The 25,513-nt window shown below is 40.5% G+C and carries 26 protein-coding genes; all 26 read right to left on the bottom strand.

Translation table 11 applies throughout. The annotated features are described in order from the left end of the window. Window positions 1-19: 19 nt before the first annotated feature. Entirely contained in the window at window positions 20-301 is a 282-nt protein-coding gene (locus ACQYAC_RS01515) for a YggT family protein (RefSeq protein WP_061407747.1), read from the bottom strand. A 6-nt stretch (window positions 302-307) separates the two neighbouring features. Beyond that, entirely contained in the window at window positions 308-766 is a 459-nt protein-coding gene (gene sepF / locus ACQYAC_RS01510; protein WP_003212271.1) for a cell division protein SepF, read from the bottom strand. A gap of 1 nt (window position 767) precedes the next feature. Next, complete coding sequence (locus ACQYAC_RS01505; protein ID WP_058014046.1) at window positions 768-1,457, bottom strand: YggS family pyridoxal phosphate-dependent enzyme; 690 nt, start codon at window positions 1,455-1,457, stop codon at window positions 768-770. Next, window positions 1,454-2,302 (bottom strand): peptidoglycan editing factor PgeF, encoded by an 849-nt coding sequence (gene pgeF / locus ACQYAC_RS01500; RefSeq protein ID WP_426973028.1) that lies wholly within the window; start codon window positions 2,300-2,302, stop codon window positions 1,454-1,456. Before pgeF ends, ACQYAC_RS01505 begins: the two co-directional genes overlap by 4 nt. A gap of 236 nt (window positions 2,303-2,538) precedes the next feature. Beyond that, a complete protein-coding gene (locus tag ACQYAC_RS01495) occupies window positions 2,539-2,775 on the bottom strand; it encodes a YlmC/YmxH family sporulation protein (RefSeq protein WP_008344958.1) in 237 nt (78 codons plus the stop codon). Between the two features lie 79 nt (window positions 2,776-2,854). Further along, the gene (locus ACQYAC_RS01490; protein WP_169056477.1) at window positions 2,855-3,631 is read right to left on the bottom strand and encodes an ABC transporter ATP-binding protein; all 777 of its coding nucleotides are present in this window, start codon (window positions 3,629-3,631) and stop codon (window positions 2,855-2,857) included. A gap of 129 nt (window positions 3,632-3,760) precedes the next feature. Then, window positions 3,761-4,117 carry a PTS glucitol/sorbitol transporter subunit IIA gene (locus ACQYAC_RS01485; protein ID WP_268486316.1) on the bottom strand — a complete coding sequence of 119 codons (357 nt, stop codon included), beginning with the start codon at window positions 4,115-4,117 and terminating at the stop codon, window positions 3,761-3,763. 26 nt (window positions 4,118-4,143) lie between these two features. Further along, window positions 4,144-5,154 carry a PTS glucitol/sorbitol transporter subunit IIB gene (gene srlE, locus ACQYAC_RS01480; protein WP_144462097.1) on the bottom strand — a complete coding sequence of 337 codons (1,011 nt, stop codon included), beginning with the start codon at window positions 5,152-5,154 and terminating at the stop codon, window positions 4,144-4,146. Between the two features lie 13 nt (window positions 5,155-5,167). After that, entirely contained in the window at window positions 5,168-5,698 is a 531-nt protein-coding gene (srlA, locus tag ACQYAC_RS01475) for a PTS glucitol/sorbitol transporter subunit IIC (RefSeq protein WP_003210918.1), read from the bottom strand. Window positions 5,699-5,716: 18 nt separating this feature from the next. Further along, entirely contained in the window at window positions 5,717-6,148 is a 432-nt protein-coding gene (locus ACQYAC_RS01470; protein ID WP_003212289.1) for a transcriptional regulator GutM, read from the bottom strand. 12 nt (window positions 6,149-6,160) lie between these two features. Beyond that, window positions 6,161-7,405 carry an NAD(P)H-dependent oxidoreductase gene (locus ACQYAC_RS01465; RefSeq protein ID WP_061407736.1) on the bottom strand — a complete coding sequence of 415 codons (1,245 nt, stop codon included), beginning with the start codon at window positions 7,403-7,405 and terminating at the stop codon, window positions 6,161-6,163. A gap of 244 nt (window positions 7,406-7,649) precedes the next feature. Continuing rightward, a complete protein-coding gene (locus tag ACQYAC_RS01460; RefSeq protein WP_429942594.1) occupies window positions 7,650-8,588 on the bottom strand; it encodes a sugar-binding transcriptional regulator in 939 nt (312 codons plus the stop codon). A gap of 151 nt (window positions 8,589-8,739) precedes the next feature. Continuing rightward, entirely contained in the window at window positions 8,740-9,519 is a 780-nt protein-coding gene (gene sigG / locus ACQYAC_RS01455) for an RNA polymerase sporulation sigma factor SigG (protein ID WP_003211879.1), read from the bottom strand. 144 nt (window positions 9,520-9,663) lie between these two features. Further along, window positions 9,664-10,383 (bottom strand): RNA polymerase sporulation sigma factor SigE, encoded by a 720-nt coding sequence (sigE, locus tag ACQYAC_RS01450; protein WP_007499746.1) that lies wholly within the window; start codon window positions 10,381-10,383, stop codon window positions 9,664-9,666. A 58-nt stretch (window positions 10,384-10,441) separates the two neighbouring features. Beyond that, window positions 10,442-11,371, bottom strand: coding sequence for a sigma-E processing peptidase SpoIIGA (gene spoIIGA / locus ACQYAC_RS01445; protein WP_429942593.1), 930 nt, complete (start codon window positions 11,369-11,371; stop codon window positions 10,442-10,444). Window positions 11,372-11,608: 237 nt separating this feature from the next. Continuing rightward, a complete protein-coding gene (locus ACQYAC_RS01440) occupies window positions 11,609-15,112 on the bottom strand; it encodes a S8 family serine peptidase (RefSeq protein WP_429942592.1) in 3,504 nt (1,167 codons plus the stop codon). A gap of 291 nt (window positions 15,113-15,403) precedes the next feature. Then, window positions 15,404-16,549, bottom strand: a complete 1,146-nt coding sequence (gene ftsZ / locus ACQYAC_RS01435) for a cell division protein FtsZ (protein ID WP_003211613.1) — start codon at window positions 16,547-16,549, stop codon at window positions 15,404-15,406. A 33-nt stretch (window positions 16,550-16,582) separates the two neighbouring features. Next, the gene (gene ftsA, locus ACQYAC_RS01430) at window positions 16,583-17,905 is read right to left on the bottom strand and encodes a cell division protein FtsA (protein WP_429942591.1); all 1,323 of its coding nucleotides are present in this window, start codon (window positions 17,903-17,905) and stop codon (window positions 16,583-16,585) included. Window positions 17,906-18,064: 159 nt separating this feature from the next. Further along, entirely contained in the window at window positions 18,065-18,433 is a 369-nt protein-coding gene (locus ACQYAC_RS01425) for a small basic family protein (protein ID WP_003210988.1), read from the bottom strand. Further along, complete coding sequence (locus tag ACQYAC_RS01420; protein WP_429942590.1) at window positions 18,433-19,158, bottom strand: DUF881 domain-containing protein; 726 nt, start codon at window positions 19,156-19,158, stop codon at window positions 18,433-18,435. The genes ACQYAC_RS01425 and ACQYAC_RS01420 overlap by 1 nt, the downstream gene beginning before the upstream one ends. A 20-nt stretch (window positions 19,159-19,178) precedes the next feature. Beyond that, entirely contained in the window at window positions 19,179-19,868 is a 690-nt protein-coding gene (locus tag ACQYAC_RS01415) for a DUF881 domain-containing protein (RefSeq protein WP_003211621.1), read from the bottom strand. Continuing rightward, window positions 19,865-20,644 (bottom strand): cell division protein FtsQ/DivIB, encoded by a 780-nt coding sequence (locus ACQYAC_RS01410; RefSeq protein WP_429942589.1) that lies wholly within the window; start codon window positions 20,642-20,644, stop codon window positions 19,865-19,867. The genes ACQYAC_RS01415 and ACQYAC_RS01410 overlap by 4 nt, the downstream gene beginning before the upstream one ends. 127 nt (window positions 20,645-20,771) lie before the next feature. Further along, complete coding sequence (murB, locus tag ACQYAC_RS01405; RefSeq protein WP_339165681.1) at window positions 20,772-21,683, bottom strand: UDP-N-acetylmuramate dehydrogenase; 912 nt, start codon at window positions 21,681-21,683, stop codon at window positions 20,772-20,774. Between the two features lie 31 nt (window positions 21,684-21,714). Further along, window positions 21,715-22,809, bottom strand: a complete 1,095-nt coding sequence (gene murG / locus ACQYAC_RS01400) for an undecaprenyldiphospho-muramoylpentapeptide beta-N-acetylglucosaminyltransferase (protein WP_339165680.1) — start codon at window positions 22,807-22,809, stop codon at window positions 21,715-21,717. Between the two features lie 197 nt (window positions 22,810-23,006). Next, window positions 23,007-24,107: a stage V sporulation protein E gene (gene spoVE / locus ACQYAC_RS01395; protein ID WP_003212197.1), complete on the bottom strand. Its 1,101-nt coding sequence runs from the start codon at window positions 24,105-24,107 to the stop codon at window positions 23,007-23,009. Between the two features lie 59 nt (window positions 24,108-24,166). After that, window positions 24,167-25,513: a UDP-N-acetylmuramoyl-L-alanine--D-glutamate ligase gene (murD, locus tag ACQYAC_RS01390; protein ID WP_061410234.1), complete on the bottom strand. Its 1,347-nt coding sequence runs from the start codon at window positions 25,511-25,513 to the stop codon at window positions 24,167-24,169.

Genomic DNA, 25,513 nt, shown 5'->3' with positions numbered 1-25,513 from the left:
GCCAAGCCCGGCAGCTTGTCTACATGAAGCGTGCAATCATATTGTAAAGACCAGTTAGTCCATATGTTGATGCAAAACGAATCACAAGCAATGCCACAATTGGCGAAATGTCAATCATGCCAATTGGCGGAATGATTTTACGAAATGGTTCTAAATACGGTTCGCAAATATTTGTCAGAAAACGCCCAATTGCAGTTTCTCTTGCAGATGGCACCCATGACATAAAGATGTAAATAATAATCGCGAATGAGTAAATCGTTAATACCGTTCCTAAAAAATTAAAAATCAAATTTAGAATCACTATGATTTACCACCTCTGAGGTTCTTCCTCTGTCAAAAGTTCTGATATTGTGCCAGATACATCTACATTATCAGGTGTGCAGAGGAATATATTCGAGCCAATACGCTGGATGTCTCCACCGATTGCATATACAGTTCCGCTTAAGAAGTCGATGATTCGCTTTGCTTGATCGTGCTGAATGCGCTGCAAATTGACGACGACTGCACGTCTGTTTTTAATATGGTCTGCAATCTCCTGCGCTTCTGCATAAACACGCGGCTCACTTAACACCACTTTAGAGGATTTCTGCACGCTTTGCAAGCTGACGACATTTTGTTTCCCAGTCTGCGGACGCTCTTGAAATGCCGCTTTGTCCTTCGTTCCTTTTTCTTCTTGGACTGGTTCTCTTTCTTCATCAATATATTCGTACTCATACTCTTCATCGTCGAGAGTGAAAAAGCTTTTAAACTTATTTTTTATGCTCATGTCACGCACCTCCTGTTTCATTTCCAACAAGTGAAGAGCCAATCCGAACGAATGTCGCACCTTCTTCAATTGCGATTTCAAAATCATTTGACATGCCCATCGATAAATGCTGACAAGGTGCATTTACTTGGTTAAGATGTTTTACTTCTTCTTGAAGGTTTTTTAATGTTTTAAAGCAGTTTCGTATCACAGTGTGATCGTCTGTAAATGGAGCCATCGTCATCAGTCCAGCAATTTCAATCTTTTTGAAATCAGCGAGCTGCTTGACAAATGGAATCACGTCTTCACTTTGCAGGCCGCGCTTTGACTCCTCCAGTGATGTATTCACTTGTACAAAACAGCGAACCGTGTGATCCGCTCTTTTTTCAATTTCATTCGCAAGAGAAATCCTGTCGAGCGAATGTAAGTAGTCAATGGTCTGAATGACAGATTTTACTTTTCGTGTTTGTAAACTGCCGATGAAGTGCCAGCTAATGCTTTCATCGGTTATAGCCGCTTGTTTTTCAAGTAACCCTTGGTCACGATTTTCACCAAAATGCAAAATTCCTGCTTCTTTGGCTTCTTGTGCTCGTTCAATTGAGACATATTTTGTGACAGCGACGACTGATACATCGTCTGGGTTTCGACCGGCTCTTTTACATGCTTCGTTTATTTGTTCATTTATTTGTCTGAGATTCTCTCGTACATTCAATTGCTCTTATGCCTCCTTAACCCGACAAAAGACATCATACGTCCTGTTTTCCCTTGATCACGCCGGTGTGAGAAGAATAGCTGTTCATTGCAGCTTGTGCACATCGAACTGACATGTATGTTTTCTTCTTTCATCCCTGCATGAAGCAATACGTTTTTGTTTAATGTTTTTAAGTCTAATTTATATTGTCCTTGTGATATCTCGGAATACACATCCACTGTAGAAAAGGGAAGCTGTTTCACTTGATTCAAGACCACATCATCAACTATGTAGCAGCAGCTGCCAATGGATGGTCCAATGACGACTTGTATTTGATCGGTCTTAGCACCTTCTTGATTGACCCATAGATCTACCATCTTTGCACCAATTTGCTTGACGGTTCCTTTCCATCCGGCATGGGCTGTTCCGATGAGTCCATGTTGCGGAGCTAGAAAATAAAGCGGAACACAATCGGCGAAACAAAGAGCGAGCATGATGTTCGGTTCAGACGTATATAAGCCGTCTGTTCCAGGCAGTGCCTCATGATAATGAAGACTTCCTCTTCCTCTTTGCTCCTTGGTGACTTTCTTGATGCGGTCCTCGTGTGTTTGATCTGCAAACACCCAATCAGAGAGCGGCACAGCAGTAGCATCTGCTATGACTTGACGATTCATTTGGACACTAGAAGCATCATCTCCTACATGGAGTCCAGTGTTCAATGATTGATATGGAGAAAGGCTGAAGCCGCCATTTTTTGTCGTAAATCCGGCCAATACCTCTTTACCAGAACATGTCATGTTCGTCCAATCATGAATCATCATTGCATCAGGTGATTTCTGCTGAAAGGGGTCATAATTGTGTGTCAAAGCTGCCTACCACCTTTCATTCATCTCTCTTTATATCGCTCCTATTTTACCACAAGACATGCGTAGACAGTTAGTGGGATTCATTAAATATTACACTCAAATGTGCCCTTTCTACAGGTTTTTTTGCAAATTGATATGAAAACGTAATCTTTTTACCCGAAAAAGACATTGTTTGCTGAGAATGGAGAGCTTATGTTAAGGATCATTGAATAATTCATTGAGGAGTTATACGAATTTTAAGAAGACAATCGGACAAGTATCACATCTTCGCCAATTTTTACTATATTTCGCCACGGCACAATCATTTCCTCTTCTTTTCCGAAAAATCCCATCATTTTACCTGTGCCGCCGATAATGATTGCTTGTATTTTACCGCTCGTAACATTGATATCAATGTCCCCAATGGTGCCTAGTTTTTTTCCGCTTGACACATCGACAACATCCTTGATTTGGAATTCAGAAATACTGATCATCTGTCCTTCCCCGCCTTTCGTTTTCTACTATAATATGTATGATGGAAAAGCAGGGACGCAGACCAATAGTTTCTTTTATCTACAATTTACTTAAGTGAGGACGGCCATTTCTCCACATCACATCTACCGGGCATTCAAAGAAGGAAGAAAGCAAGTCGCTTGTCATCATCTCTTTTGTTTTCCCTTGATCAAAAACAGACCCCTCTTTTAATAATAGGGTGTGCTGAAAAACAGGCAAAATCTCTTCTGCATGATGGGTCGTGTAAAGCAAAGTAGGCGCATCAGGCTTTGAAGCAATGAATGAAATGGTCTCTAGCACCTGTTCTCTTGCTAAAAAATCAAGACCCGTCACAGGCTCATCTAAAATCAGGAGCTTAGGATCATTCATTAAAGCCCTCGCAATCAGGACTTTCTGCTTTTCTCCTTGTGAGAGTGTTTCATATGTCCGGTTCGCATATTTGAACGAACCAAATGCTTTTAATAGATCAATGGCTTTCTCTCTTATCTCATCTGTCGGGGTTTCATAAAGCCCGATGGAGGCAAATGCCCCGCTGAGAACAATTTCAAATGCATTGTCGTCTCTGTGCAGTTTCTTTTCAAGTCCCGCAGAAATGAGGCCAATTTTCTTCCTGAGCTTTTCGCCAAGAGCCTCCTTGCCAAAGACATGTCCCAGCACCGTCATCTCACCTGATGTAGGGAAATAATATGAGCAGAGCATATTTAATAAAGCGGTTTTCCCCGCACCATTTAAACCATAAAGCACCCAGTGCTCCTCTTTGGTCACCTGCCAGTCAACAGACTGAAGCAACCATTTTCCATTTCGTTTTAAAGAAACATTCTTTAATTCAAGTGACACCATCGTTTCCTCCTGAGTAAAAATTCTGAATAAACAAATAATGAATGTTTACAGCATATCGCAATTGCTCTTTCTGGTAAACCTCATATAAAAAAGCTGCTCCTTTTGAGGAACAGCTTTTCTTTAACGTTACGAAATTTCAATTCGTACGCCTTCTTTTATATCAGGAAACGTGTGCGGAGATGCAAAGACAGCTCCCGGTAATACATCGTCAAACGGCTCTTGGAAGTAAATCGAAATATGGCCGAGCTCTTTAAAGTTGTCATTTGCTTTATTGCCGAGGGCTGTAATCGTGTACGTTTGATCACCCACTTGAATGGTACCGCCCAGTTTCAACGGCTCTTCTTCTAAATGTTCGAACTCATGAATGACGGACATATCTCTTAATTCCTGCGGCGCTGCGGGTCCAAATAAAACAATCAGCTTATCTTCTTTAAATTGCGGGACTAAAGTCCCGATTTCTTTTACGACAGATTGTGTGACCATGTATCTCGATTCCTCCTTTAATACGTTTAATACATACCAAAACTGGCAGCGTATGCGATCACAACAGATAGAACCCCTGTAATGAGACGACTATACAAAACAGCTGGTACTCCATATTGTACCGTTTCCGGCTTCGCTTCACCAAGTGATAGCCCAACTGGAATGAAATCACACCCTACTTGACCGTTGATGGCAAATAGTGCAGGAAGTGCAAATTGAGGCGGGATATTCCCTAGTGCAATTTGACTACCAATGAGAACACCAATTACTTGTGCAATGACTGCACCAGGTCCTAAGACAGGTGATAGGAATGGCAATGTACAAACCACAACGAGCAGTAAGAGTCCCCATATAGATCCTGCCAGTGGTGATAGAAAATGGGCAATCAAGTCACCAATTTTTGTATAATTGATAATTCCAATTAACATACTGACAAATGCCATGAATGGAATAATGTTTTTCAAAAGCATATCAACGGAATCACGACCAGCCTGATAGAACGTACCGGTGACTTTCCCAATTCCTCTTGAGAACCTCATCAGGAAATTACCTTTTTCCTGACGCTCGAGATTTTCCTCTTTCAGTTTTGAATAGGTTTCTTTGAAATTCTCTTTGTCAATCGGCTCACTGTTATCCTGACCTTCTACTGTTGCCTCACCACTTGATGCATCCGCAAAGGAAATATCTTTTTCTGTGACGCCTGATACGAAGATATCCTCTGTAATATGTTTTGCAAGCGGTCCAGAAGGAGAGGATGCCAAAACGTCTACAGTTGGAATGCGCTTCATTGGATAAAGTCCGATTCGCGCGGTTCCTCCGCAGTCAATGACAACACACATCATTTCATCTTCTGGTATCGAGTTTTTAAAGCCATCACATGCTTCTGTCCCTGTCATTTCTGCAATTTTACGTGCAACTGGGTGAATGCCTCCCCCTGTAATGGAAACAACCTTTCTTCTTTTACCGGTTGGTTCAAGCTCCAAGCCTTGGCCCCATCCGCCAGCACCTTTTGCTACAAATACTTTGTGGTTTGTCATGTCTAACCCTCCCCTATTGTGAATTCGCTTTCATTTTTCCTGCTAAGTACTTTGTAATCCATTCAGTAATAATACCGCGAAGTAAAATGACGACGATCCCGACTAAGAAGTACCGAACAGCAAGCTCTGACATTGAGTACCCTGCTTCTTTAATCCCGTTCGCAATTCCTAAGTAGACAAACAGTTCTCCTGCATTGGCATATGGGAACAGTGATGTCACCGGATGAACAAATGAAACAGCTGAATCATAGAATGCTGGTTTTTGTTTTTCGGGTAAGAATCGGCCAAACGTATAAGCCATTGGGTTTGTCAAAATAAGAACGGATAAGATCGGCATTAACGTGTAGCGCAAAATGGTATATTTCGCAGCAAACTGAATTGCTCTATTCACTCGCTCTTCTCCAATAAACTTCATGACAGCATAAGTGAAAGTAAGTAACACAACAAGCGTTGGAACGATACCTGTAACAAGACCCATGAATTGCTTTCCGCCGGCTTCAAACATTCCGATAAAGTGCTCTCCAAACCATTGAATCCATTCCATGTTTCATCTCCCCTTTCTTTAGTTCACATTTGTTATATTTTTTTTCGAAATCGAGACAAGTGCCTGTTCAGCTGCCATGGAAAGTGCGTGCATGACAGCTGGCCCTTTTTTGCGTTTTTTCAACGTCTGCTTCATCATATGGTGCTCGTCTAACACTGCCCCTACATGCTTTCCTTCATATGAAGGGACTTCTTTAAACTTAGATAAGATCGACACACCGCCAAGCACATGGCATTTTTGAATGATATACGATTCATCCACAATGATGAGCGCAATGGCACCAGGGCCAACTTTGCGCCGCTCCATCCCTGAAAATAAGTGGTAGCCTTGCTTCCCTCTGTAATCATCAATAAGTGAATCCATGCTCTTGCGGTAGTACTTGATTTGAATAAAAGATAACCCATACTGCACAATGAGAATGATACAAAGTACGATCGCTAATTTTTCCACAGCTTCACGCCCTTATGATTGAAATAAATGATCTTGTAATGAACGCAGCTTCCAGACCGTTGTGTTTGAATCAAGCTCTACATCATCGTGAGTGAGGAATTGTCCTAATTTGATGTCTTTTTTCGCTACGACTTTTCCGCTAATTAAGCCAATTGGAATGTGGCCGTTCGTTTTCATGTCTTGATGTGTTTCAAGAACACCTCTTACGGAGTATCCGCCAATTCCGTCAAGTGATTCTCCAGCTTTAATATCTCTTTTCGCCACAGCGACTGTTTCTGATACTGGTACACCAATTGGGTGAATAGATGAATCATGCTGTAAGACCGCTTTTGCGATGGTAACAGGTGTTTCAAGACTCGCTAAGTGGAAAGGACGGTAAAGTGTGTAGTGTGGGCCTTTTCCAACTTTTAAGTAGCGCAGCTCTTCATCTACTGGCTCAAGGTCACTCTTCACGATGACAAATACACCTGGTGCAAGTCCATTTACATATTCAACGACCCCGAAGTTATCGAGCACGCCGCCTTGCTGTTTTTGATTCAATTTATCTGCAACATTTTCTAAATTCGCTTCGACTCCATGCATACCGACTTTATCTGGCAGAAGCCCTGTCGCGTTACTTAATAAGTTCATTTCCGCCATTGTTTTTGTTCCGTCTTGGAATGCAGCCAGCATATGTGCACTCATATGTTTACTATCTGCTTCTGCTTTACACGTATCTGGATTTGCTTCTGGGAAGAATGGGTTGTTCTTTCCTTTCCCAGCAACGAGTACTTCAAGCCCCATTGTTTTCGCAAATTCATATAATTCTAGTGTTGCTGCTGGTTCGTCTCCAGCTGATCCTGAGTAAACAAGTCCCGCATTTGTGAACAACTTATGCATGACCAAACCGATGGTAATATCAACTTCTACATTTAAAAGAACAAGATGTTTTTTTGAATTAAGCGCTTCCAAAGAAATGTTTGCTCCGACCTCTGGGACACCTGTTGCGTCTACGACAACTTCCACGGAATCTGATTGAATCACTTCTCTGTAATCATTTGTGACAACCATGTGATGCGGCTTTGCATGCTGCTTATAAAAATTCGCTGCCTTCTCTGCTGCACTAAGGTGGATATCACAAACACCAGCAACAATCATGCCTGGAATTTTAGAAATTTGTGAAATGAGTCCAAAGCCCATTTGGCCTGCCCCAATAATCCCTACTTTGATTGGATCTCCACTACGTTCTCGCGCTAACAATTGTTGATAGATTGACATCTAAATCATCCTTTCAGGTTTTCTTGCTTCTCGGGTAGATTGCTAGAAATATAATCTGAAACTTTTAACAAATGTTATAAAAATTAACAAAAATCTGTTTCTTGTAACATTTGTTATTTTATTTATCATTTGTTATGAACTTAGTTTATATGATGTGTCAACTTTGTGTCAAGCTAAAATCGATAAAATTTTCAATCTTTTTGAGTCTAAAGACTCAAAAAAACTACCTAATATCATTAGGTAGTTACTTTAATAAGGCATCTCCAGTTCGTTCATCGGTAATTAATACATGAATTAATCCACCTGCTAATGCCGCCCGAATTGCTTCAATTTTCTCTTCGCCGCCAGCGACACCTATGACAAGCGGAATTTCTTTCAGCTTTTGCGGGCTTATCCCCATCACCCGGTCGTTCCATGGGTGGGGATATACTTCCCCTTGATGATCAATAAAGTTATAACAAATGTCACCTGCTACATCCTTTGCTTGAAGGATGTCCTCTTCGCCGCTTGTCATATAAGATTTCACCATCGTTGAATGCTGCGGAACACCACCAATTCCGACAACCGCGATATTTGATGATTCTCCTAGTTCAATCACTTTTTTGATCGACGGCTGCCGGATCAGGACATCTTTCGCTTCTTTTGTATCAAGCATGACGGGTACATGTAAAAACTCACATTTAGATTTGAGTGCCTCTGTGCATCTCGCAATAATATAGTTGGCGTGGATATCGACATCTTCATTTCCCACACCTCCGACAAGCGGAACAAATGTCACGGATGGATAGTACTGAACAGACGTAAGCGCTTTCGCCATTTCATGCAGCGTTGTCCCTGAGGAAAACCCGATGACTTGTCCATCTTTCATCACTTTTAATAAAAAGCTTGCCGCCGCGGCTCCGATTCGGCTTTTCGTTGTGTCTTTGCTGAGTGTTTCCACACAGACGACTTCTCGCAGCCCATATTTGCGTTCTATTTTTCTTTCTAACGATCCATACTGTTGGTTGACTTCATCATGAATAATGATTTCCACGATTCCTGCTTCACGTGCTTTTGCCAAATATTTCGATATGAGCGAACGACTAACCCCAACCGCTTCTGCGATGTTAGATTGAGTGGCGCCTTCTTCATAATACATATGCGCAACCTTAATGAGCAGCCTTCTTTCATCATGGAATGTCATAATAACCCTTCTTTCCGCTTAAGTGTTCCCTAACAAATGCTATCTAAAATAACATTTGTTAAAAATAGATTAAATGAAAAAAATAACAGAGTCAATACTAGAGGTGTGTTCTCTCATAAGAATGAAAAAAGCCGCACATGAAGCGGCGGCTTTAAAAGATGTTTTTATTCATTTGTTTAATGGCTGCTTTTTCAAGCCTTGAGACTTGTGCTTGAGAAATCCCGATCTCTTCCGCAACTTCCATTTGCGTTTTGCCTTGGAAGAAGCGTTTGCGAAGAATCATTTTTTCTCTGTCGTTCAATCTGCGCATGCCCTCTTTTAAGGCCAATTCTTCCACCCATTGTGTGTCTTTGTTCCGTTCATCACTAATTTGATCCATCACATAAATCGGATCTCCTCCGTCATTATAGATCGGTTCAAACAAAGAGACAGGATCTTGAATCGCATCTAGGGCAAAAACAATTTCCTCATGAGGCACTTCCAGCACTTTGGCAATGTCTTCTGCTGTTGGCTCCTTGCTTGTCTCACTAATCAGCCTCTCACGGACCTGAAGTGCCTTATAGGCAATATCTCTTAGTGAGCGAGACACCCGAATCGGGTTGTTATCACGCAAGTATCGACGGATTTCTCCTATGATCATAGGAACCGCATAAGTTGAAAATCTGACATTGTGGCTTAAATCAAAATTATCAATTGATTTCATTAATCCGATACAGCCTACTTGGAAGAGATCGTCGACATATTCGCCTCTGTTGTTAAAACGCTGAATCACACTTAAAACCAACCGTAAATTGCCATTGACTAGCTTTTCTCTTGCTGTATCGTCACCCTCATCTTGCAGCTGTCTGAACAATTTTCTCATCTCGTCGTTTTTCAGAACAGGCAGCTTGGAGGTGTCGACTCCGCAGATTTCCACTTTATTTCTGGACACTTTTTTCCCTCCCTACAGGAGCTGTTGTACAAAGTTCAGTATCTCCTTGGGATGGAAAAATATGCACGAGCGATGACGAGAATCATGAGAAAAAAGGTTATTTCCTTTGACAGTGCAGGCACAGAGCTTTTTTAAAAAATTTTTTTAGACCATTTTATTAAATTCTTTTTGTAATCGTTTAATGATTCGTTTTTCAAGTCTCGAAATATAAGACTGGGAAATCCCAAGCATGTCAGCGACATCTTTTTGGGTTTTTTCCTCGCCGCCAACTAAGCCAAATCTTAGTTCCATGATCTGCTTTTCGCGGTCATTTAATTGCTCTAGCGCTTTTTTCAGCAATTTTTTATCTACATTTGCTTCAATATCGCGTGTGATAATATCATCATCTGTTCCAAGTACGTCTGATAAAAGCAGTTCATTTCCGTCCCAATCAATGTTGAGCGGCTCATCAAACGAAACTTCTGACCGGATTTTATTATTTCGGCGCAAGTACATCAAAATCTCATTTTCAATACATCTCGAAGCATATGTTGCCAGCTTGATCTTTTTTTCTGGGTTAAATGTATTGACTGCTTTGATCAGACCAATGGTTCCGATACTAATTAAATCCTCAATATTAATACCAGTGTTTTCAAATTTTCTTGCGATGTAAACGACTAAACGCAAATTTCTTTCAATCAGAATCGCTCTTGCGGTTTGATCTCCCTTTGGTAATTTGACAAGCAGCTCCTGCTCTTCATCCTTTGATAATGGAGGCGGCAGCGCTTCACTTCCACCAATATAATAAATTTCATCACTCTTTAGACCTAGCTTCATGAGGAGTTTATACCAGTAGTAAGTGAGTTTAAATTTTAATTTTTTCATCTTCTTCTCCCTTCTAAATGTCAAGTTGACCTCGTAAGATAAAAGACATCACCAAAAACTACGACACCCCTTGGATGATTTTCCCGTCTAACATATCTGGATGAATGATGGATTGAAATTCCTGATCTGCCGATAAACCGCTCAGACTCAACCCTACAAAACACTTAGCAGGCTGAATCATATGCGTCTTTGAATAAATGAAGACTGTATCTGGTTTTAGGCATAGCAGAAAGCCGTGATCATGACCGACTGCTCGATATGGAACAAGTCTTAATCGATCAAGAAGAGGAAATTGATCATCGATCTTTTGCATGACTTCAACAGGATGAGACTGTTTCATGAGCTCTATAAATGGCTCTTCGCAAATGGCTGTTAGCTGGTCAGCCTGAACAATCATGACCGGTGTTTTTGTCATAGGATCATACAGCTGATTGCCAGAATCAACGAGTCCCTTTAAACGAATGGTTTCTCCATGAATGTGTAGTTCCACAAGCACTTGTTCATCATACTGTCTTTTTTTCGTACGAACCTCTCCTAATCTTTTCTTTGAAAACAGCCAAATCGCAGGAAACCCAGTTAAAACAAAAAGCCAGCTAATCGGATCACCAAAGCCATCATTTTGTGAAATCAGCAGACCATTTTGAATCACTGTATTGGTTTGCAAAAATGAATGAACCCCGATCATGCCTCCTCCCATCAAAAAAGTTACAAAGTAAAAAGCAAACAGATTTTGAAAAAAGGAACGAAATCTTTGAAAACCAAAGGTTGCAAGAACGATGAAGATAGAAAAAAGTAGTTTGCCTAAAGGGTGTGACACAACCATTGCAAATGGTGTAAAGAGCAAGAGAACAATGCTCGATCCAATGAGCGCTCCTAACATATATCGCCTTTTTTTTACTTGTCGTTTGAGAATAAATGCAGTGAGTAAGAGAAGCAATAGATCAAAACAAAAGTTTAACAGCCAAATCACATCTAAATAAATGACCACCTTCTGCTCCTTTCATCTGAAACAAAGAATCAAAAGCAGTACTTGCACTTGTTTGTACCAGTATAAAACAGTCATGAGTTGGAAGTCTGTCAATTCTTGTTGGTGATGATAGAGAACTTTTGGTGGATTGTTATTGTTTTTGTCGAGGAATGAGAGAGAGTATTCTTCTGGACAAGCCATCAACAATTGTTTAAAAGAAAAAAGACACGCTCCTAGAAATCGTGTCTTTTGTTTATATTACTTTTCATTGATGTTTAACGTACCTGAAGCTTTTTGTCTTGTGACATTTCCATAATCATCTCGCACAATGACTTCTACGACCGCACCTTTTGCTTTAGCGGTAGAAGTAGCAGTCCAATAACCTTCATACGTTCCGCTCGATACTTCGCGAAGCGGCAGCTCTGTAGTATTTTGAAGCTTTGATCTCGCGTTTGTCAGCGGCATGTGAATGACAAACGTTGCGTCTAGCTTTTCTCTACTATGAAATGAAATCTTAACAGACTCCCCTGATGCCAGATGGACATTATCTGCTGGAGTCAGCTTAGAAATCTCAGGTGCATCGTATTGAACATCGATATTGATTTTTTTAGTCGTTTTGTTTCCTGCTTCATCTTTCGCTGTGACTTTGATCGCATTTTCCCCGTTCTCAAGCAGTATTCTTGCGGAATACTTCCCTTCTTTTATGGTTGCCCTTTTTCCATTTACAGTGACTTGATCAAGATGATCATCTATGACCTTTCCTTCTACAGTGAACGATTCTTTATTTGTCTTTTCACCTTTTTTCGGTGTATCGATAGTGAGCAGTGGAGCTGTTTGATCAATGATCACCTTTACTGGTTTGGATCGTTTTGTTGCGCCTTTATCCGTAACAGTTGCAGCGGTGAATACATGCTCTCCACTTGATACTGTGACCTTTTCTTTGAAAGCCCCTGACTGATCTGCTTTCACTTTGGCAATCTCTTCATCGTTTTGATAGATCGCTACATCAAGCCCAGGAGAGGCTTTGCCTTCAATTTCTAGTTCATCTTTGTTCGTAATGATTCCTGCCTTTGGAGATGTAATCTCTGGCACATCTGCTTCATAGTCAACAAGCGCACGAATCATATAATTCCCCTCTTCTTTTGGAGAAGGAGAAAAAGCACCGCTTGTCAGCTGCCAGCTTCTTTCAGCATTTGGTCCATCCTCATCAGTTGCAAGGCCTGGAGATTCCGTATTCTTTTTCGTTTGAATATAGACAAGATAGAAATCTCCATCCACTGTAATGGCTTGATCTTCTAAATCTACTTTTGTCCATTCCCCATTACGCAGCGCATTCGCTTTGAGCGGTCCTGCAATTTTCTCTCCTGGAGCTCCGTTCTTCCCAGAAGCGTCATACACTTCAACCGCAAAGTCATTCCCTCCAGGAGCTGGCCACTCTGATGACCAGAAACGGAAAAGCCCTCCTGTGAGTTGCGCTTGTTTCTTCCCCTTTTCTAATGAAAACTTCACAGCCCAGCCATTGCCAGGATCATAGAAAGCCCTCGCATTTTCAGCTGTCCCGTCATCGTAGCCAATTTCCCCAGCAAAGCCGATGAATGGTTCTAGCTGAATGGCTTTTTCCACCGGCTTTTCTGTCACATCTGCTGTAAAAGAATATCCTTTAAACCCTTTGGCAAATACTTTGACGGTATAGACACCGCTTAATGCCTCTAGAGAAAATTCACCAGATTCATTTGTTTTCACCGGCTTAATTTTCGCATCCTCTACAAGGTAAACCGTGGCATCCTTTACTTTTTCACCCGTTGTTTCATTGGCAATTGTGCCAGATATCGTTCGTTTCTTTAGTGGCTGTAAGGCGAAATTCGCCTCTACTGTTTCTTTTGAAGAAATATGGACGGTTTGTGTGCGTGATTCAAATCCGTAAGCTTCGGCTTTCACTGTGAATTCACCTGCACTGTGAGGAAGCTGATATCTCCCTGTTGCTTCATCTGTGTACGTTGACTTGCCGCTTTCAAGAACACTGATTTCCGCTTTCATAGGAAGAGCTTTGATGGACGGAGAAGCTAGATTTTTTTCCTTTTTCTTTTCTTTTATGTTCGCAGGCTTCTTATGTGGATGTACAGCCTTATCTTTTTTAGGCATGGCTTGATCTGGTATTTTCATCTCATCTAAATGAACATCTTCGTTTGTCACCTGTCCTTCAATCATGCCAATTCCATCTGTTAATGCCGTAATTGCTGCTCTTGCATCAACTAAACCTGCCCCATAGCCATTGTTTGGAGACTCCGGGAATTGCTGATCAGTTAACGGCTTCGCAGTATCAATCAGTATTTGTTCAATCTGTTCAACAGAAAGATCTGACTGTACTTGGCGAAGAAGAGCCACAACAGCTGAAACATGCGGACCAGCCATCGACGTCCCATTCCAGCCATCCTCATACCCTTTCCCAGGAATGGATGAACGAATGTTTACCCCTGGGGCCGCAATGTCTGGTTTCATGACGCCATATGGAGACGGACCTTGCAGTGAGAAAGACCCCAATTTGTTATTTTGATCCGTAGCACCCGTTGAAAAGGCCTCTTGATAGTTCGCAGGATTCGCAATGGAGCCTTCACCGCCAGGGTTGAATAAATCGGTATTGCCAGCTGAAAACTCTGGGAAGATGTCCGCCGCTCTCCAAGCATTGACGACATCTTTATACCAATCATCAATACCAGGCCCACCGCCCCAAGAGTTATTGACGACATCAGGTGCCTTTTCTGGATGCGGGTTTCCCGCGTCATCTTTTGGTGCTAAAATCCACTCACCTGCATCAAGCAGATCAGCATCTGTACCACCATCTTCTGAGAAAGCTTTCACCGCAATCCATTTTGCTCCCGGTGCGACTCCGATTTGATTCTTTCCATCTGGCTCAGAGCCAACCATCGTTCCCGTTACATGTGTACCATGCTCTAAATCATCATATGGCGCTTCAGATCCTGTCGTAGCATCGTACCAATTGAATTCATGAGTTGGTTCATTCGGATGTGCTGGATCAAATCCGCGGTATTTTTCCTTTAAAGCAGGATGATCCCATTCCACTCCTGTATCAATACTTGCCACAACTGTACCAGTACCGTCATAACCTAAAGCCCACGCTTCTGGAGCATGAACTTGAGAAATGTTCCACTCGACCCCATCTACTGCTTTCTTTTGTTTTTTCTGCTTCGTCTTCAAATCAACCGGCCGGTGAATTTGACGGGTTTCGTTTGGCAGTACTTGATCTACTTCTGGGAAGGCAGCCACCTGTTCCATGACTTCTTTCGTTCCCGTCACCGCTAAACCATTCACAATATAGTACGAATGAATCTCCTTCACTTGCTTTTTCTTTTGTCCTTTTTGTAAATACGTAAGAAGCGCTTGCTGCGTCTCCTCAGACGTTGCTCTTAATTCGGATACGACAGCTGATCTTTTTGCATATTGCGTTTTAGCCGCTGTTAATTTCTGTTTTTTGGCTTTGGATACCGCTTCCTTCGCCACTTTTTGCGTATTTGTTTGCTCTTTCATTTTGATTAAAAATGTCACCTGATCATCCTGCTGAAACTGTTTCATTAATCTAGATGAGATCTTTGCTTTTGTTGTCTTAGAGGAGACAGCTTCCTCCTGATATGAGGTAGAAGTCGATTTTGCTTGAACCATCCCAAAGCTTGTCATCGTTAAAGTACCAATCACCAAAAGACTCATCAAACGATAGCCGGCGGTCTTGCGAAACTTCAATTTCAATCAAATCCCTCCTCCTCAAATGGCCAAACAGAGTATAGGTCTCACTCCTTTCCTTCTGTTGTTCATGACAAGATTCATGGTGTTCTATTTAATGTAGTCAAATAAAGTTCATCATTTTGTCGTTTTTTGTAAGAGCGAGTAAAAATGATTCTTTTTTCTTAAATGCCATAAGTCAAATTACACATGGGAATTGAAGTGACTTTCACTCATTTAAGACTTTTTGATTATATCCTCTTATACGTTGAAACATGAAAAAACCCCTTCCATTGGAAGGGGTTTTGCGATACTCGATTAGCGTTTATTACGGTTGCGTAAGAACGTTGGAATGTCTAGCGTATCGTCACTTGATTGAGTATTTTGTCTTGGCTGAGATGATGGCTGTTGATGTTCCTCACGTTTCACTTCACGTTTTTGAGGAATGGATTGATTTTGCTTTAATCCTTGGCCTAGTGGGTTTCTTTGTGATTTTGTCACTTCTGGTTCTTGCTCAATGAATCCAGTAGCGATCACAGTCACCACAATTTCATCCTTCAAGTTATCATTGATGACAGACCCGAAAATCATGTTTACATCTTCGTCAGATGCAGAAGCCACAATATCCGCTGCTTCTTGCACTTCATAAAGACTTAGGTTTGTACCACCCGTAATGTTCATGATGACACCTTGAGCACCATCGATCGCTGTTTCTAGAAGTGGTGAAGAAATGGCTTTCTTCGCGGCTTCCGCAGCACGATTTTCGCCTGTTGCGACGCCAATGCCCATTAGAGCCGAACCTTTATTGGACATGATGGTTTTCACGTCAGCAAAGTCAAGGTTAATCAGACCTGGTGTTGCAATTAAATCGGAAATCCCTTGAACACCTTGTCTAAGAACGTTATCTGCCGCGCGGAATGCTTCCAGCATTGGCGTGTTTTTATCAACAATTTCAAGCAAGCGATCGTTAGGAATCACAATTAATGTGTCAACTGCTTCTTTCATAGAAGCAATTCCTTCAACTGCTTGAAGCTGACGTTTTCTTCCTTCAAATGTGAAAGGACGAGTCACAACTCCAACTGTCAATGCACCAGAATCTTTTGCGATTTTTGCAATGACAGGTGCAGCACCCGTACCAGTTCCACCACCCATACCAGCTGTAACGAAGACCATGTCTGCGCCTTTTAATACTTCTTCAATCTGCTCTTTGCTTTCCTCAGCAGCTTTTTTACCGACTTCAGGATTCGCACCTGCTCCAAGCCCTCTTGTCAGCTTAGCACCGATTTGCATTTTAGTTTCTGCTTTTGATAGATTTAATGCCTGTGCATCAGTATTGACTGCAATAAAATCGACACCTTGTACGTCATTTTCAATCATTCGGTTGACAGCGTTATTCCCGCCGCCACCTACTCCGATTACTTTAATTGATGCTAGGCCGTCTATATTTGTTTCAAACTCCAACATGCTGAATCCTCCTAATCCGTCGAAAATCTAATTCTATTCCCAGAACATATTAAATAGTTTTTTCATTTTGCCCGGTTTTTTATTTGTCTCTTGTTGTACTTTTTGTTTTACTTTCGGTCTTGGCTGCGCTTCTTTCACTTGTGGTGCAGAAGAAACCGGCTCCATGGATGCGCCTACTTCATGAAACGCCTCATCTGGCATTTGGAATCCAACCTGTCTGCCCTGAATCTTTGCATTGCGATAAGCAAAGTGGATCAGACCTACTCCTGTCATATATTGAGGCTCTCTCACCCCGATATAATTCGGACTTGCAATCCTAACATTGTTTTGCAAAACCGTCTGTGCAAGAGAAAGAATACCTGGAATGGCTGCTTGTCCACCTGTTAGAACGAATCCACCAGGCAAATCATGGACACCCATATTTCTTAATTCCTCTGCCACAAAGAGCAAGATTTCCTCCAGCCGCGCTTCAATTATGTTAGCCGCATCAAGCTGTGTATACGTTTGTTTTTGATCGGTACCGATCACAGAAACTTCAAATGTCTCCTCAGTCGATGCCTCATCATAAAACGCATGCCCAAATTGTTTTTTGATTCGTTCAGCTTCTTCAGTGGAAGTTCTAAGTCCTATAGACAAATCTTTTGTTATGTTCTCTCCGCCCAAAGGGATACTGTGAGTAGAATAGAGATGCCCGTTTTCAAATACGGAAATCGTTGTAGAACCGCCGCCAATATCGACAAGAGCTACTCCGAGATTTTTTTCATCTTTCGATAATGCTGCTGAGCCCGATGCGAGTGGCTGCAAGCATATATCCATTATTTCAATTCCAGCTCTTTCTACACATCGGAGCCAGTTATGTAGAATCGTTTTAGAACCTGTAATTAACGATCCTTCCACTTCTAGCCGAACACCAAGCATTTTTTTCGGATCTGTGATCTCATCTCTTCCGTCGACGATAAATTGTCTCGGAATCACGTCTACGACGAGATGTTCTTGAGGAATAGATACTACTTGTGCAGCATCTAAGACACGTCTCACATCTTCAGCATGTATTTCTTTGTTTTCACTAGATACTGCGACTACGCCGCTCGTATTCTGAATATGAATGTGGTTTCCGTTAATTCCGACAATCGCCTTTTGTAAAGGAAAACCTACCATTCTCTCAGCCTGTTCAAATGCTTGTCTAATAGAATGAACTGTCTCATCTATATCAACAATCGATCCTTTTTTTAACCCCTCTGAAGGGACATTTCCAACACCTATAATGTTAAGCGAATCATCCGCCATTTCTCCGACGATGACTTTTATATTGGATGTACCGATGTCAAGGCTGACGTATATTTCATTGTTGTTCATTCTATGGCACCTCCTCACATATCAATACTTTCTATTCTATTATTTGCTGAACAACAATACAATGAATGTGTTTTTACAAGTGTGTAACAAAACTTAAAAAATCAACATTTTTTATTAGGATTACTGAAAATATTCGTTACATCATATGTATATCCTTTTTTATGACTCACTTTTTTTCTTTTTTTCTCTAGAAATTGTCCATTTTGTTAGTAGAATTCTTCTGATAACTGCTATATTTTGAAACAATCTAACGCCGAATGCAAACATTCCGACTAAGTACAAGTCTACACCAAGATGGACGCCCAGAAAAGCTAAACTTATTGCCAGTATAATATTAAAGAAGAAGCCTGATACAAACACTAGTTCATCGTATGCCCCTTGCAGATGTGCCCGGATTCCACCAATCAATGTATCAAGCGCAGCAAGTACAGCGAGGGAAAGATAATTAGAATACTCATTCGGTATCGTAAAATTAGTTAAGAAACCGATCGCAACTCCTATGATTAAGCCAAGTACAGGTAGCCACATTAAGATTTTCCCTCCTTTACATCGTCAAGAGGCTTCAATTCGTTTACTTGAATTGCACCGTCATATGCTTTTAAGTGGATTTTTTTCTTCGGCTGGCTCATTCTCAAGCTGAAGTTTTCCTGAGCAAACAAATCACCAATATCTGATACATTTAAACGGCTGGATAATTTGTCGGCTTGCTCACTAATCATTTTAATGATGACTTCATCACTATCTAAGCTGTAGCCATCCATTTTTGTCGTGCCATTAATATCTCGAATGACACTTGTATTAATGACACGGCGATCATTGATGGAAATATGTTTTGCCCCAAACATATTGGCTTCATTAATTAATTTTTTCAGAAGATCAGGTGGGATATTTTTCACTTCTTCTCCGGTAAGGTCCTTGGAAAAAAGCTGAGATATTTCAATTTCAATCCCCTCCCCTTCCACTTCTGTAAAACCAGCCCTTTCTTTTAAATCTTTTAACGTTTTTGTTAATTGTGCTTCTTTTGATCGATCTCCTTGATGACCATATTTTTTTAGCATCTCGTCATATTTATCAATTTCTTTCAGTAAATCCAATTCCTTACTTTTAGATGCGGATAAATCCTCTCTCAGTTCCCACACATCACGAGTATCTCGAACTTTGGGCTTTTGTAAGGAATTAAATTGGATGGAGACCATGATGCCAAATATGATCATTAAAGCTGTTAAACTAAGTAAAGGCTTCTTTTTCCTCAACACCACTCACCTTTTCACTTTTAATCTTTGTTTCTTAAAAGAGGGTTCATACGAATATCCGTTTTCTCAATCGTCATTGAAATGTGATCACTTGTCAGCTGATCGACCACTCCCCCTGCAATATTTAAAGCAGGTATTAACACAGCTGGATCACCAATAGCAGATATGACAAATGGTGCTGGATGCTGAACACCATCTACTGTGACAACTGGACCGTTACAATGTATGTATGATTGGTGTGTGATTCTTTGTCCATTAATAGATACAGCAGAAGCACCTGATATAAATAGTTCGTTTATCACATGAAAAATATGGCTCTCATGCACAATGTAATTATTGACATTTTGTCCACTCGGGATATAAGATGCATCTTCAAGAGACACTTTTACCCCTTTTCCTTTTACACCGATCTCTCCTGTAAACATTCTGTATTTCTCAACATCTTCCAGTACATTAAAATACTGCTCTTTTTCATTTTTCAAATTGGACTCTGTTGCTTGTACCTTTGATTGAAGACTATATAATTCTTTTTCGAGTTTCTGATTCGCCTTTTCTTGCGTTGTGAGCTGACTTTTCAGAGAGTATTCTTTTTTCCATTGCTCTGTCCGAATGACATCTGCCTGATGCTGCTTTGTATATTGGTATGAAAAAGATATCAGAAAACCAAGAACAAGCATGACAATTGAGAATATAACTGTTTTGCCCCTCAACGCTCATCTTCCTTTTTCTTAGATTTAAACGCTTCGAAATACGTAGCGACTTCCATATGAATTGTGCCTTTTTCAGATGACGAAAGCTCTTTTACAATGGCTGGATAGGTTTTCATTTTATCACCGAATGTTTTAATTGAAGCAATCACAGTGTTTCCGTCATTCATATAAAATTTAACTAGCCACTTGTTTGAATTGGTCGGCACATAATATACTTCTGAGATGAGTTCCTGAATAGAGGCTGGCAGCTGATTTAAAGATTTAACGGTTTGCTTCAGCTTCTCCTTATTGTCCCAATCAACAAAAATAGGTCCTGCATGACTCGGTGTCACTTCTTCTGGTAAAGCAGTCCCATTTTCAAGAAGTTCATAATATAGATTTCCCTTTTGAAGATACGCAATATTTGCATATTCTTTGACAGCAATATTTACTTTATTTGGGAAATGCTTTTTGATACTGACACTTTTAATCAATTTATTTTGCTTCATATGATCTGCTGTTAAATCTTTATTTAAATTCCAAAACTCTGTTTCGCCTTCTTTAATTTGTGAAAGTTTAACAAGCTGTTTTGTTGAGACATGTTCGTTACCTGTGATGGTTAAAGAAGATATCTTGCTGATAGGTGTCTGCAAATAAACAATAATTAAAACCATGATAAAAAACAGTAGTATAAAAGAGATCAGTCTCCGATTCGCTTTTTGCTTCCTTTGTTCTTTAATTTTAGGAATTCGCTCTTCTATATTGACGATCTTTTCATTTTCATGATCAGGCCGCATATATACTCTTCACCTCATTCAAAGCTGCTTGTCGACACCTTTGGGTCATCATTTTGATGAGAAAACAAACGGCATGAAAGAATGCCGTTTGTTTTCCTCTGATGTCATCATTCATAAAAACTACCTGTTAATTTTCTTCACCGATAATTTCTACTTCTGTATGCATCTCTACGTTGTAGTCTTCTTTAATTTTCTTTTGGATGAACTGAATTAAGTCCAGCACGTCTTGAGCAGTGGCTCCACCAGCATTGACAATAAAGTTGCCGTGCATATCAGAAATTCTAGCTCCGCCGATTTGGTATCCTTTTAAATTCGCTTTTTCTACAAGCTGTCCTGCATATTCAGGCAGCGGATTTCGAAAAATACTGCCAGCACATGGCCGATTATAAGGCTGGGTTTCTTTGCGATAATCTTTATTTTGCTGCATCTTCTTTGTGATTTTCTCGCGGTCATCCTGCTTGAGCTTAAACACAGCTTCTAGAACAATGCCAGGTCGTTCCTTTTGTAGGACTGACGTCCGATAGCTAAAATTCATTTGTTCATTTGTAAGCCACTCGATGCTTCCATCTTCAAATAAGATTCTAGCTTTCACAAGAATCTTACTGATATCAGATCCATGTGCACCTGCGTTCATATAAACAGCTCCGCCAATAGATCCCGGAATACCAGCTGCGAATTCCAGTCCTGAAAGACCTTGTTTACTAAGTGATGTTGCGAGCCTTACGACAGAGTAGCCGCCGCCGACTGTAATTTCTTCATCATTTACAGTTAGGTGATCCAGTCCAGCACCCAGCTTTAGGACAACTCCTCGAATTCCTTTATCGAGTACAAGTAAATTCGACCCTCTTCCAATAACCGTCCAATTCGTATGGTGTTTTTTCACATGATCCATGATCGTTTTCACTGCACCGATATCTTTTGGGATGATCAAAAGATCTGCTGGTCCGCCTATTTTCATTGTTGTATGATTCGCAAGCGGCTCATTTTCAAGTACTTTACCAACTTGCGCTTCTAATAATTCATTCTTCAAGTTCTCCATATTACCCTCCGCCTTACCTAATATCATTCCATCATGTAGTCGTAATTTCTTTTAACACATTATATAAACGTGTAGCCGCATCTGGTACTCCTAGTTCTTTCGTTAAACGGCTCATTTGATTGAGTTTTTCTTCATTACCAGCAATTTTATCAATGGCATGAAGCAGACGATCCCCTGAAAGCTCTGATTCTCTTAAAACAATCGCAGCCTCATGTTTTTCAAGTGATCTTGCATTGATTTCCTGATGATTAGCCGTCACGTATGGGCTCGGAATAAAAATGGTTGGGATTCCAAGAGCCGTTACTTCAGCAATTGTTGTAGCTCCTGCTCTTGCAACAATCACATCGATCGATTTCAGGTACTCTGGCATTTGATGCAAGAAAGGTTTTGTGATCATGTTAGGTGCTGCACCTTTTTCCATTAGTTCATTCAACACTTTTTCATAATGAACCTCACCTGTGATATATAAAAGCTGGTAGTTTTTAGCCTTTAAATCATCTTGCATTTCGATCACTGCTCTATTGATAGGAGCAGCACCTCGACTCCCCCCGAAAATAAGAACCGTTTTTTTCTTTTCATCCAGCCCGAATTCTTTAAGAGATTTCCCCTCTTTTATAGAGACGACTTCAGAGGCTCTAGGGTTTCCCGTAAATACAACCTTTTCAGAAGGAAAATGTGCCTTTGCTTCATCAAAGCATATGGCTACCCTATTAACATATCTCGCTAGGAACTTATTTGTAATACCAGGCAGGCTGTTTTGTTCGTGTATAATAGTTGGGATCTTCAGCTTAGAAGCCGCATAAACCACAGGCCCACACACATAACCGCCTGTTCCAATAACCGCATCAGGCTTGAATTCTTTTAAGTAAGATTTGCTTTTTTGAACGCCTTTTAAAAATCTCATCACCGTTTTGACGTTATCAAAGGAAAGCTTTCGTTTAAAACCTGAAATTTCTATCGCCTTGAAAGGGATATTTTCTCTTTCTACAATTTTCTTTTCAAGTCCATTTTCAGTACCGATATATAAAAATTCCACATCAGGATGTAGTCTTTTCACTTCTTTAATAAAGGCTAAGGCCGGATAAATATGACCGCCTGTTCCGCCTCCACTGATTACTATACGCATTATACCATTTCCCCTCAATTTTTTTCTGCTCTGAACAAAGTATAAACCCTGTTTTAAACAACAGGGCTCCATTAAAACCTGTAAAGAAGAGTCAAAATACACGTTTTCTAAACAAAAACTGTCATTTTCACTCTTCAAATCATTTTTTTATACTTTTGCAAAATAAACGTCAACATGGTTTCATTAGCTTCAGCACGCTAATATCTTGCGTACCTGCTTACATTCAGAAGTACACCAATCGCCATCAGCATTAATGTCAATGATGAGCCGCCATAACTAAGGAATGGGAGCGTGATACCTGTCACAGGAATAAGTCCAGTGACAACTGCGATGTTAATCATTACTTGAATGGCAACCATTGAAATAATACCAACTGCTAGGAAACTCCCATATAAGTCTGGAGCTCCAAGTGCTATTCGTATGCCTCTCCATAATAGAACACTAAAGAGGAGCAAAATGAGTGATCCCCCTATAAAGCCAAGCTCTTCAGACAATATCGCAAAGATAAAGTCCGTTTGGGGCTCAGGTAAATAGAAGAATTTTTGTCTACTTTGACCAAGTCCCATTCCGAACAGACCACCTGGACCAACAGCGTATAAGGATTGAATAATTTGAAACCCACTGCCTAGTGGATCTTCCCAAGGATTTAAATAAGATGTTATTCGTTTTATTCGGTAGGGTGCTGATAAGACAAGTGCAGCAAACCCGCTGAGCCCTATAAGGCCGAGAAATATAAAGTGAGCAATTCTCGCACCTGAAACAAATATCATAATAATACAGGTTCCAACCATTACCGTTCCTGTTCCCAGATCCGGTTGAAGCATAATGATGGCAAATGCAGAAAATACAATGCCTAAAGCTGGGGCAAAACCTTTGCGAAAGGATGTGATATTTTTTTGTTTTTCAGATAAGAATTTTGCAAGAAACGCAATCATCGCAAGCTTCATAAATTCAGAGGGCTGAATACTAAACGCACCGACACCGATCCAGCTTCTTGATCCATTTCTCTCCATCCCGATGCCAGGAATAAGTACAAGCAGCAAAAGGAGAAAACAAACAGCAATCAATATCTTTGACCAAGTCCGCCACGTCCAATAATCGACTCGCATAATGAAAAACATTGCGATAACTCCGATTCCGGCAAACAAAAGCTGTCTTTTTGCAAAATAAAACGAATCATCAAATTTATACGATGCCCACACAGCACTAGCGCTGTACACCATAATTAAACCAATCGTCAATAAAAGTAACGTAATGACAACAAGCAAAAAATCCGGAGAAGTTTTCTTATTCGTCAAGAGACCGACACCCCAAGCATAATTTCATTTGGGCTGTCAGTCATACGAGAGACAAGCCCTTATTTAAGCATATGCACGGCGTTTACAAACATGTCTCCACGTTCTTCAAATGTTTTATGTTGATCCCAGCTTGCACAAGCTGGAGATAATAAAATCACGTCTTCTTCTTCAGATATGTTAAACGCCGCAGGTACTGCTTGTTCAACATTATCGACATGTTTTACGTGATGTATTCCAAGCTCTTCACCAAGCTTCACAAACTTAGGTGCAGTCTCACCAAATGTGATAATTCCTTTTACATGTTTCATAAAAGGTTTCAACTCATCAAATTCATTACCTCGATCAAGTCCACCTGCTAATAAAATAGTCGGTTGTTCGAAGGCTGACAATGCTTTACTTGTTGCCAAAATATTAGTTGCTTTACTATCGTTATAAAATTTACGACTCTGGATTGTATCTACAAATTGCAGACGATGCTTCACTCCACCAAATGTCGTGAGAACGTGAACGATTGCTTCATTTGAGCAGCCTGCATTTTTTACAACACAAATAGCTGCCAGAATGTTTTCTTGATTATGCTCACCAGGAAGGACAACATCCTTTACATCAATGATATGTTCATTCATGTAGTAAATTGCACCATGTTGAATAAACGCACCATGTTCTACTGGCTCTTTCACTGAGAAAAACACTTTTTTTGCTTTTGAACCTTCTGCTAGTTTTACAACGGAAGGATCATCTAGGTTAATTACAGCGATGTCATCTTCCTGTTGATGTGCGAATACTTTCTGCTTTGCTTTTTCATATTCATCACGAGTGTGGTGATAATCTAAATGTGCATCAAAAATATTTAATATTAAGCTGATTTTAGGTCTAAATTCAACTGTTCCCATTAACTGAAAAGAAGAAAGTTCTGTTACGATCCACTCATCGCCAGCTGCATTTGCAGCCACTTCACAGGCAACTGTTCCAATATTACCCGCCACTAATGTTTTTTGGCTGTCTTGTTTCAGCATTTCATAAATCAATGTCGTGGTAGTGGTTTTTCCATTCGATCCAGTAATCCCAATAAAAGGAGATGAGGTTAAATGATACGCTAATTCTATTTCCGTCCAAACTGGAATTTGGCGGCGAAGCGCTTCTTGAACCATCACATTTTCATATGGAATACCTGGATTTTTAATTAAAATTGTAATGTCTTTATCTTCGAATATACGAAGAGGATGACTGCCACAAATGACATCAATCCCCTTTTCAGAAAGTAGCTGAGCAGGTTCATTTTCTTCAAACGGTTTTTGATCATTTACCGTCACATTTACTCCATGTTCATGAAGAATTGAAGCCGCCGCATACCCGCTTTTAGCAAGACCTAATACTAGTACATGTTCGTTTTTTAACATTTGCAT

Origin of the sequence: Bacillus sp. MM09(2025) (assembly GCF_050496725.1) — a bacterium.
Taxonomy (GTDB): Bacteria; Bacillota; Bacilli; order Bacillales; family Bacillaceae; genus Bacillus; species Bacillus pumilus.
This window is presented reverse-complemented; position numbering and strand designations above follow the sequence as displayed.

Bases quoted from the DNA above. Each gene is read 5' to 3' on its own strand.
- murB (WP_339165681.1), bottom strand. From the start codon at position 21,683: ATGGAGAACTTGAAGAATGAATTATTAGAAGCGCAAGTTGGTAAAGTA.
- ACQYAC_RS01425 (WP_003210988.1), bottom strand. From the start codon at position 18,433: ATGTGGCTACCTGTACTTGGCTTAATCATAGGAGTTGCGATCGGTTTC.
- ftsA (WP_429942591.1), bottom strand. From the start codon at position 17,905: ATGAACAACAATGAAATATACGTCAGCCTTGACATCGGTACATCCAAT.
- sepF (WP_003212271.1), bottom strand. From the start codon at position 766: ATGAGCATAAAAAATAAGTTTAAAAGCTTTTTCACTCTCGACGATGAA.
- ACQYAC_RS01410 (WP_429942589.1), bottom strand. From the start codon at position 20,644: ATGCGGCCTGATCATGAAAATGAAAAGATCGTCAATATAGAAGAGCGA.
- murG (WP_339165680.1), bottom strand. From the start codon at position 22,809: ATGCGTATAGTAATCAGTGGAGGCGGAACAGGCGGTCATATTTATCCG.
- murD (WP_061410234.1), bottom strand. From the start codon at position 25,513: ATGCAAATGTTAAAAAACGAACATGTACTAGTATTAGGTCTTGCTAAA.
- sigE (WP_007499746.1), bottom strand. From the start codon at position 10,383: ATGAAAAAATTAAAATTTAAACTCACTTACTACTGGTATAAACTCCTC.
- srlE (WP_144462097.1), bottom strand. From the start codon at position 5,154: ATGACAAACCACAAAGTATTTGTAGCAAAAGGTGCTGGCGGATGGGGC.
- ACQYAC_RS01460 (WP_429942594.1), bottom strand. From the start codon at position 8,588: ATGACATTCCATGATGAAAGAAGGCTGCTCATTAAGGTTGCGCATATG.
- ACQYAC_RS01465 (WP_061407736.1), bottom strand. From the start codon at position 7,405: ATGTCAATCTATCAACAATTGTTAGCGCGAGAACGTAGTGGAGATCCA.
- srlA (WP_003210918.1), bottom strand. From the start codon at position 5,698: ATGGAATGGATTCAATGGTTTGGAGAGCACTTTATCGGAATGTTTGAA.
- ftsZ (WP_003211613.1), bottom strand. From the start codon at position 16,549: ATGTTGGAGTTTGAAACAAATATAGACGGCCTAGCATCAATTAAAGTA.
- ACQYAC_RS01495 (WP_008344958.1), bottom strand. From the start codon at position 2,775: ATGATCAGTATTTCTGAATTCCAAATCAAGGATGTTGTCGATGTGTCA.
- ACQYAC_RS01485 (WP_268486316.1), bottom strand. From the start codon at position 4,117: ATGGTCACACAATCTGTCGTAAAAGAAATCGGGACTTTAGTCCCGCAA.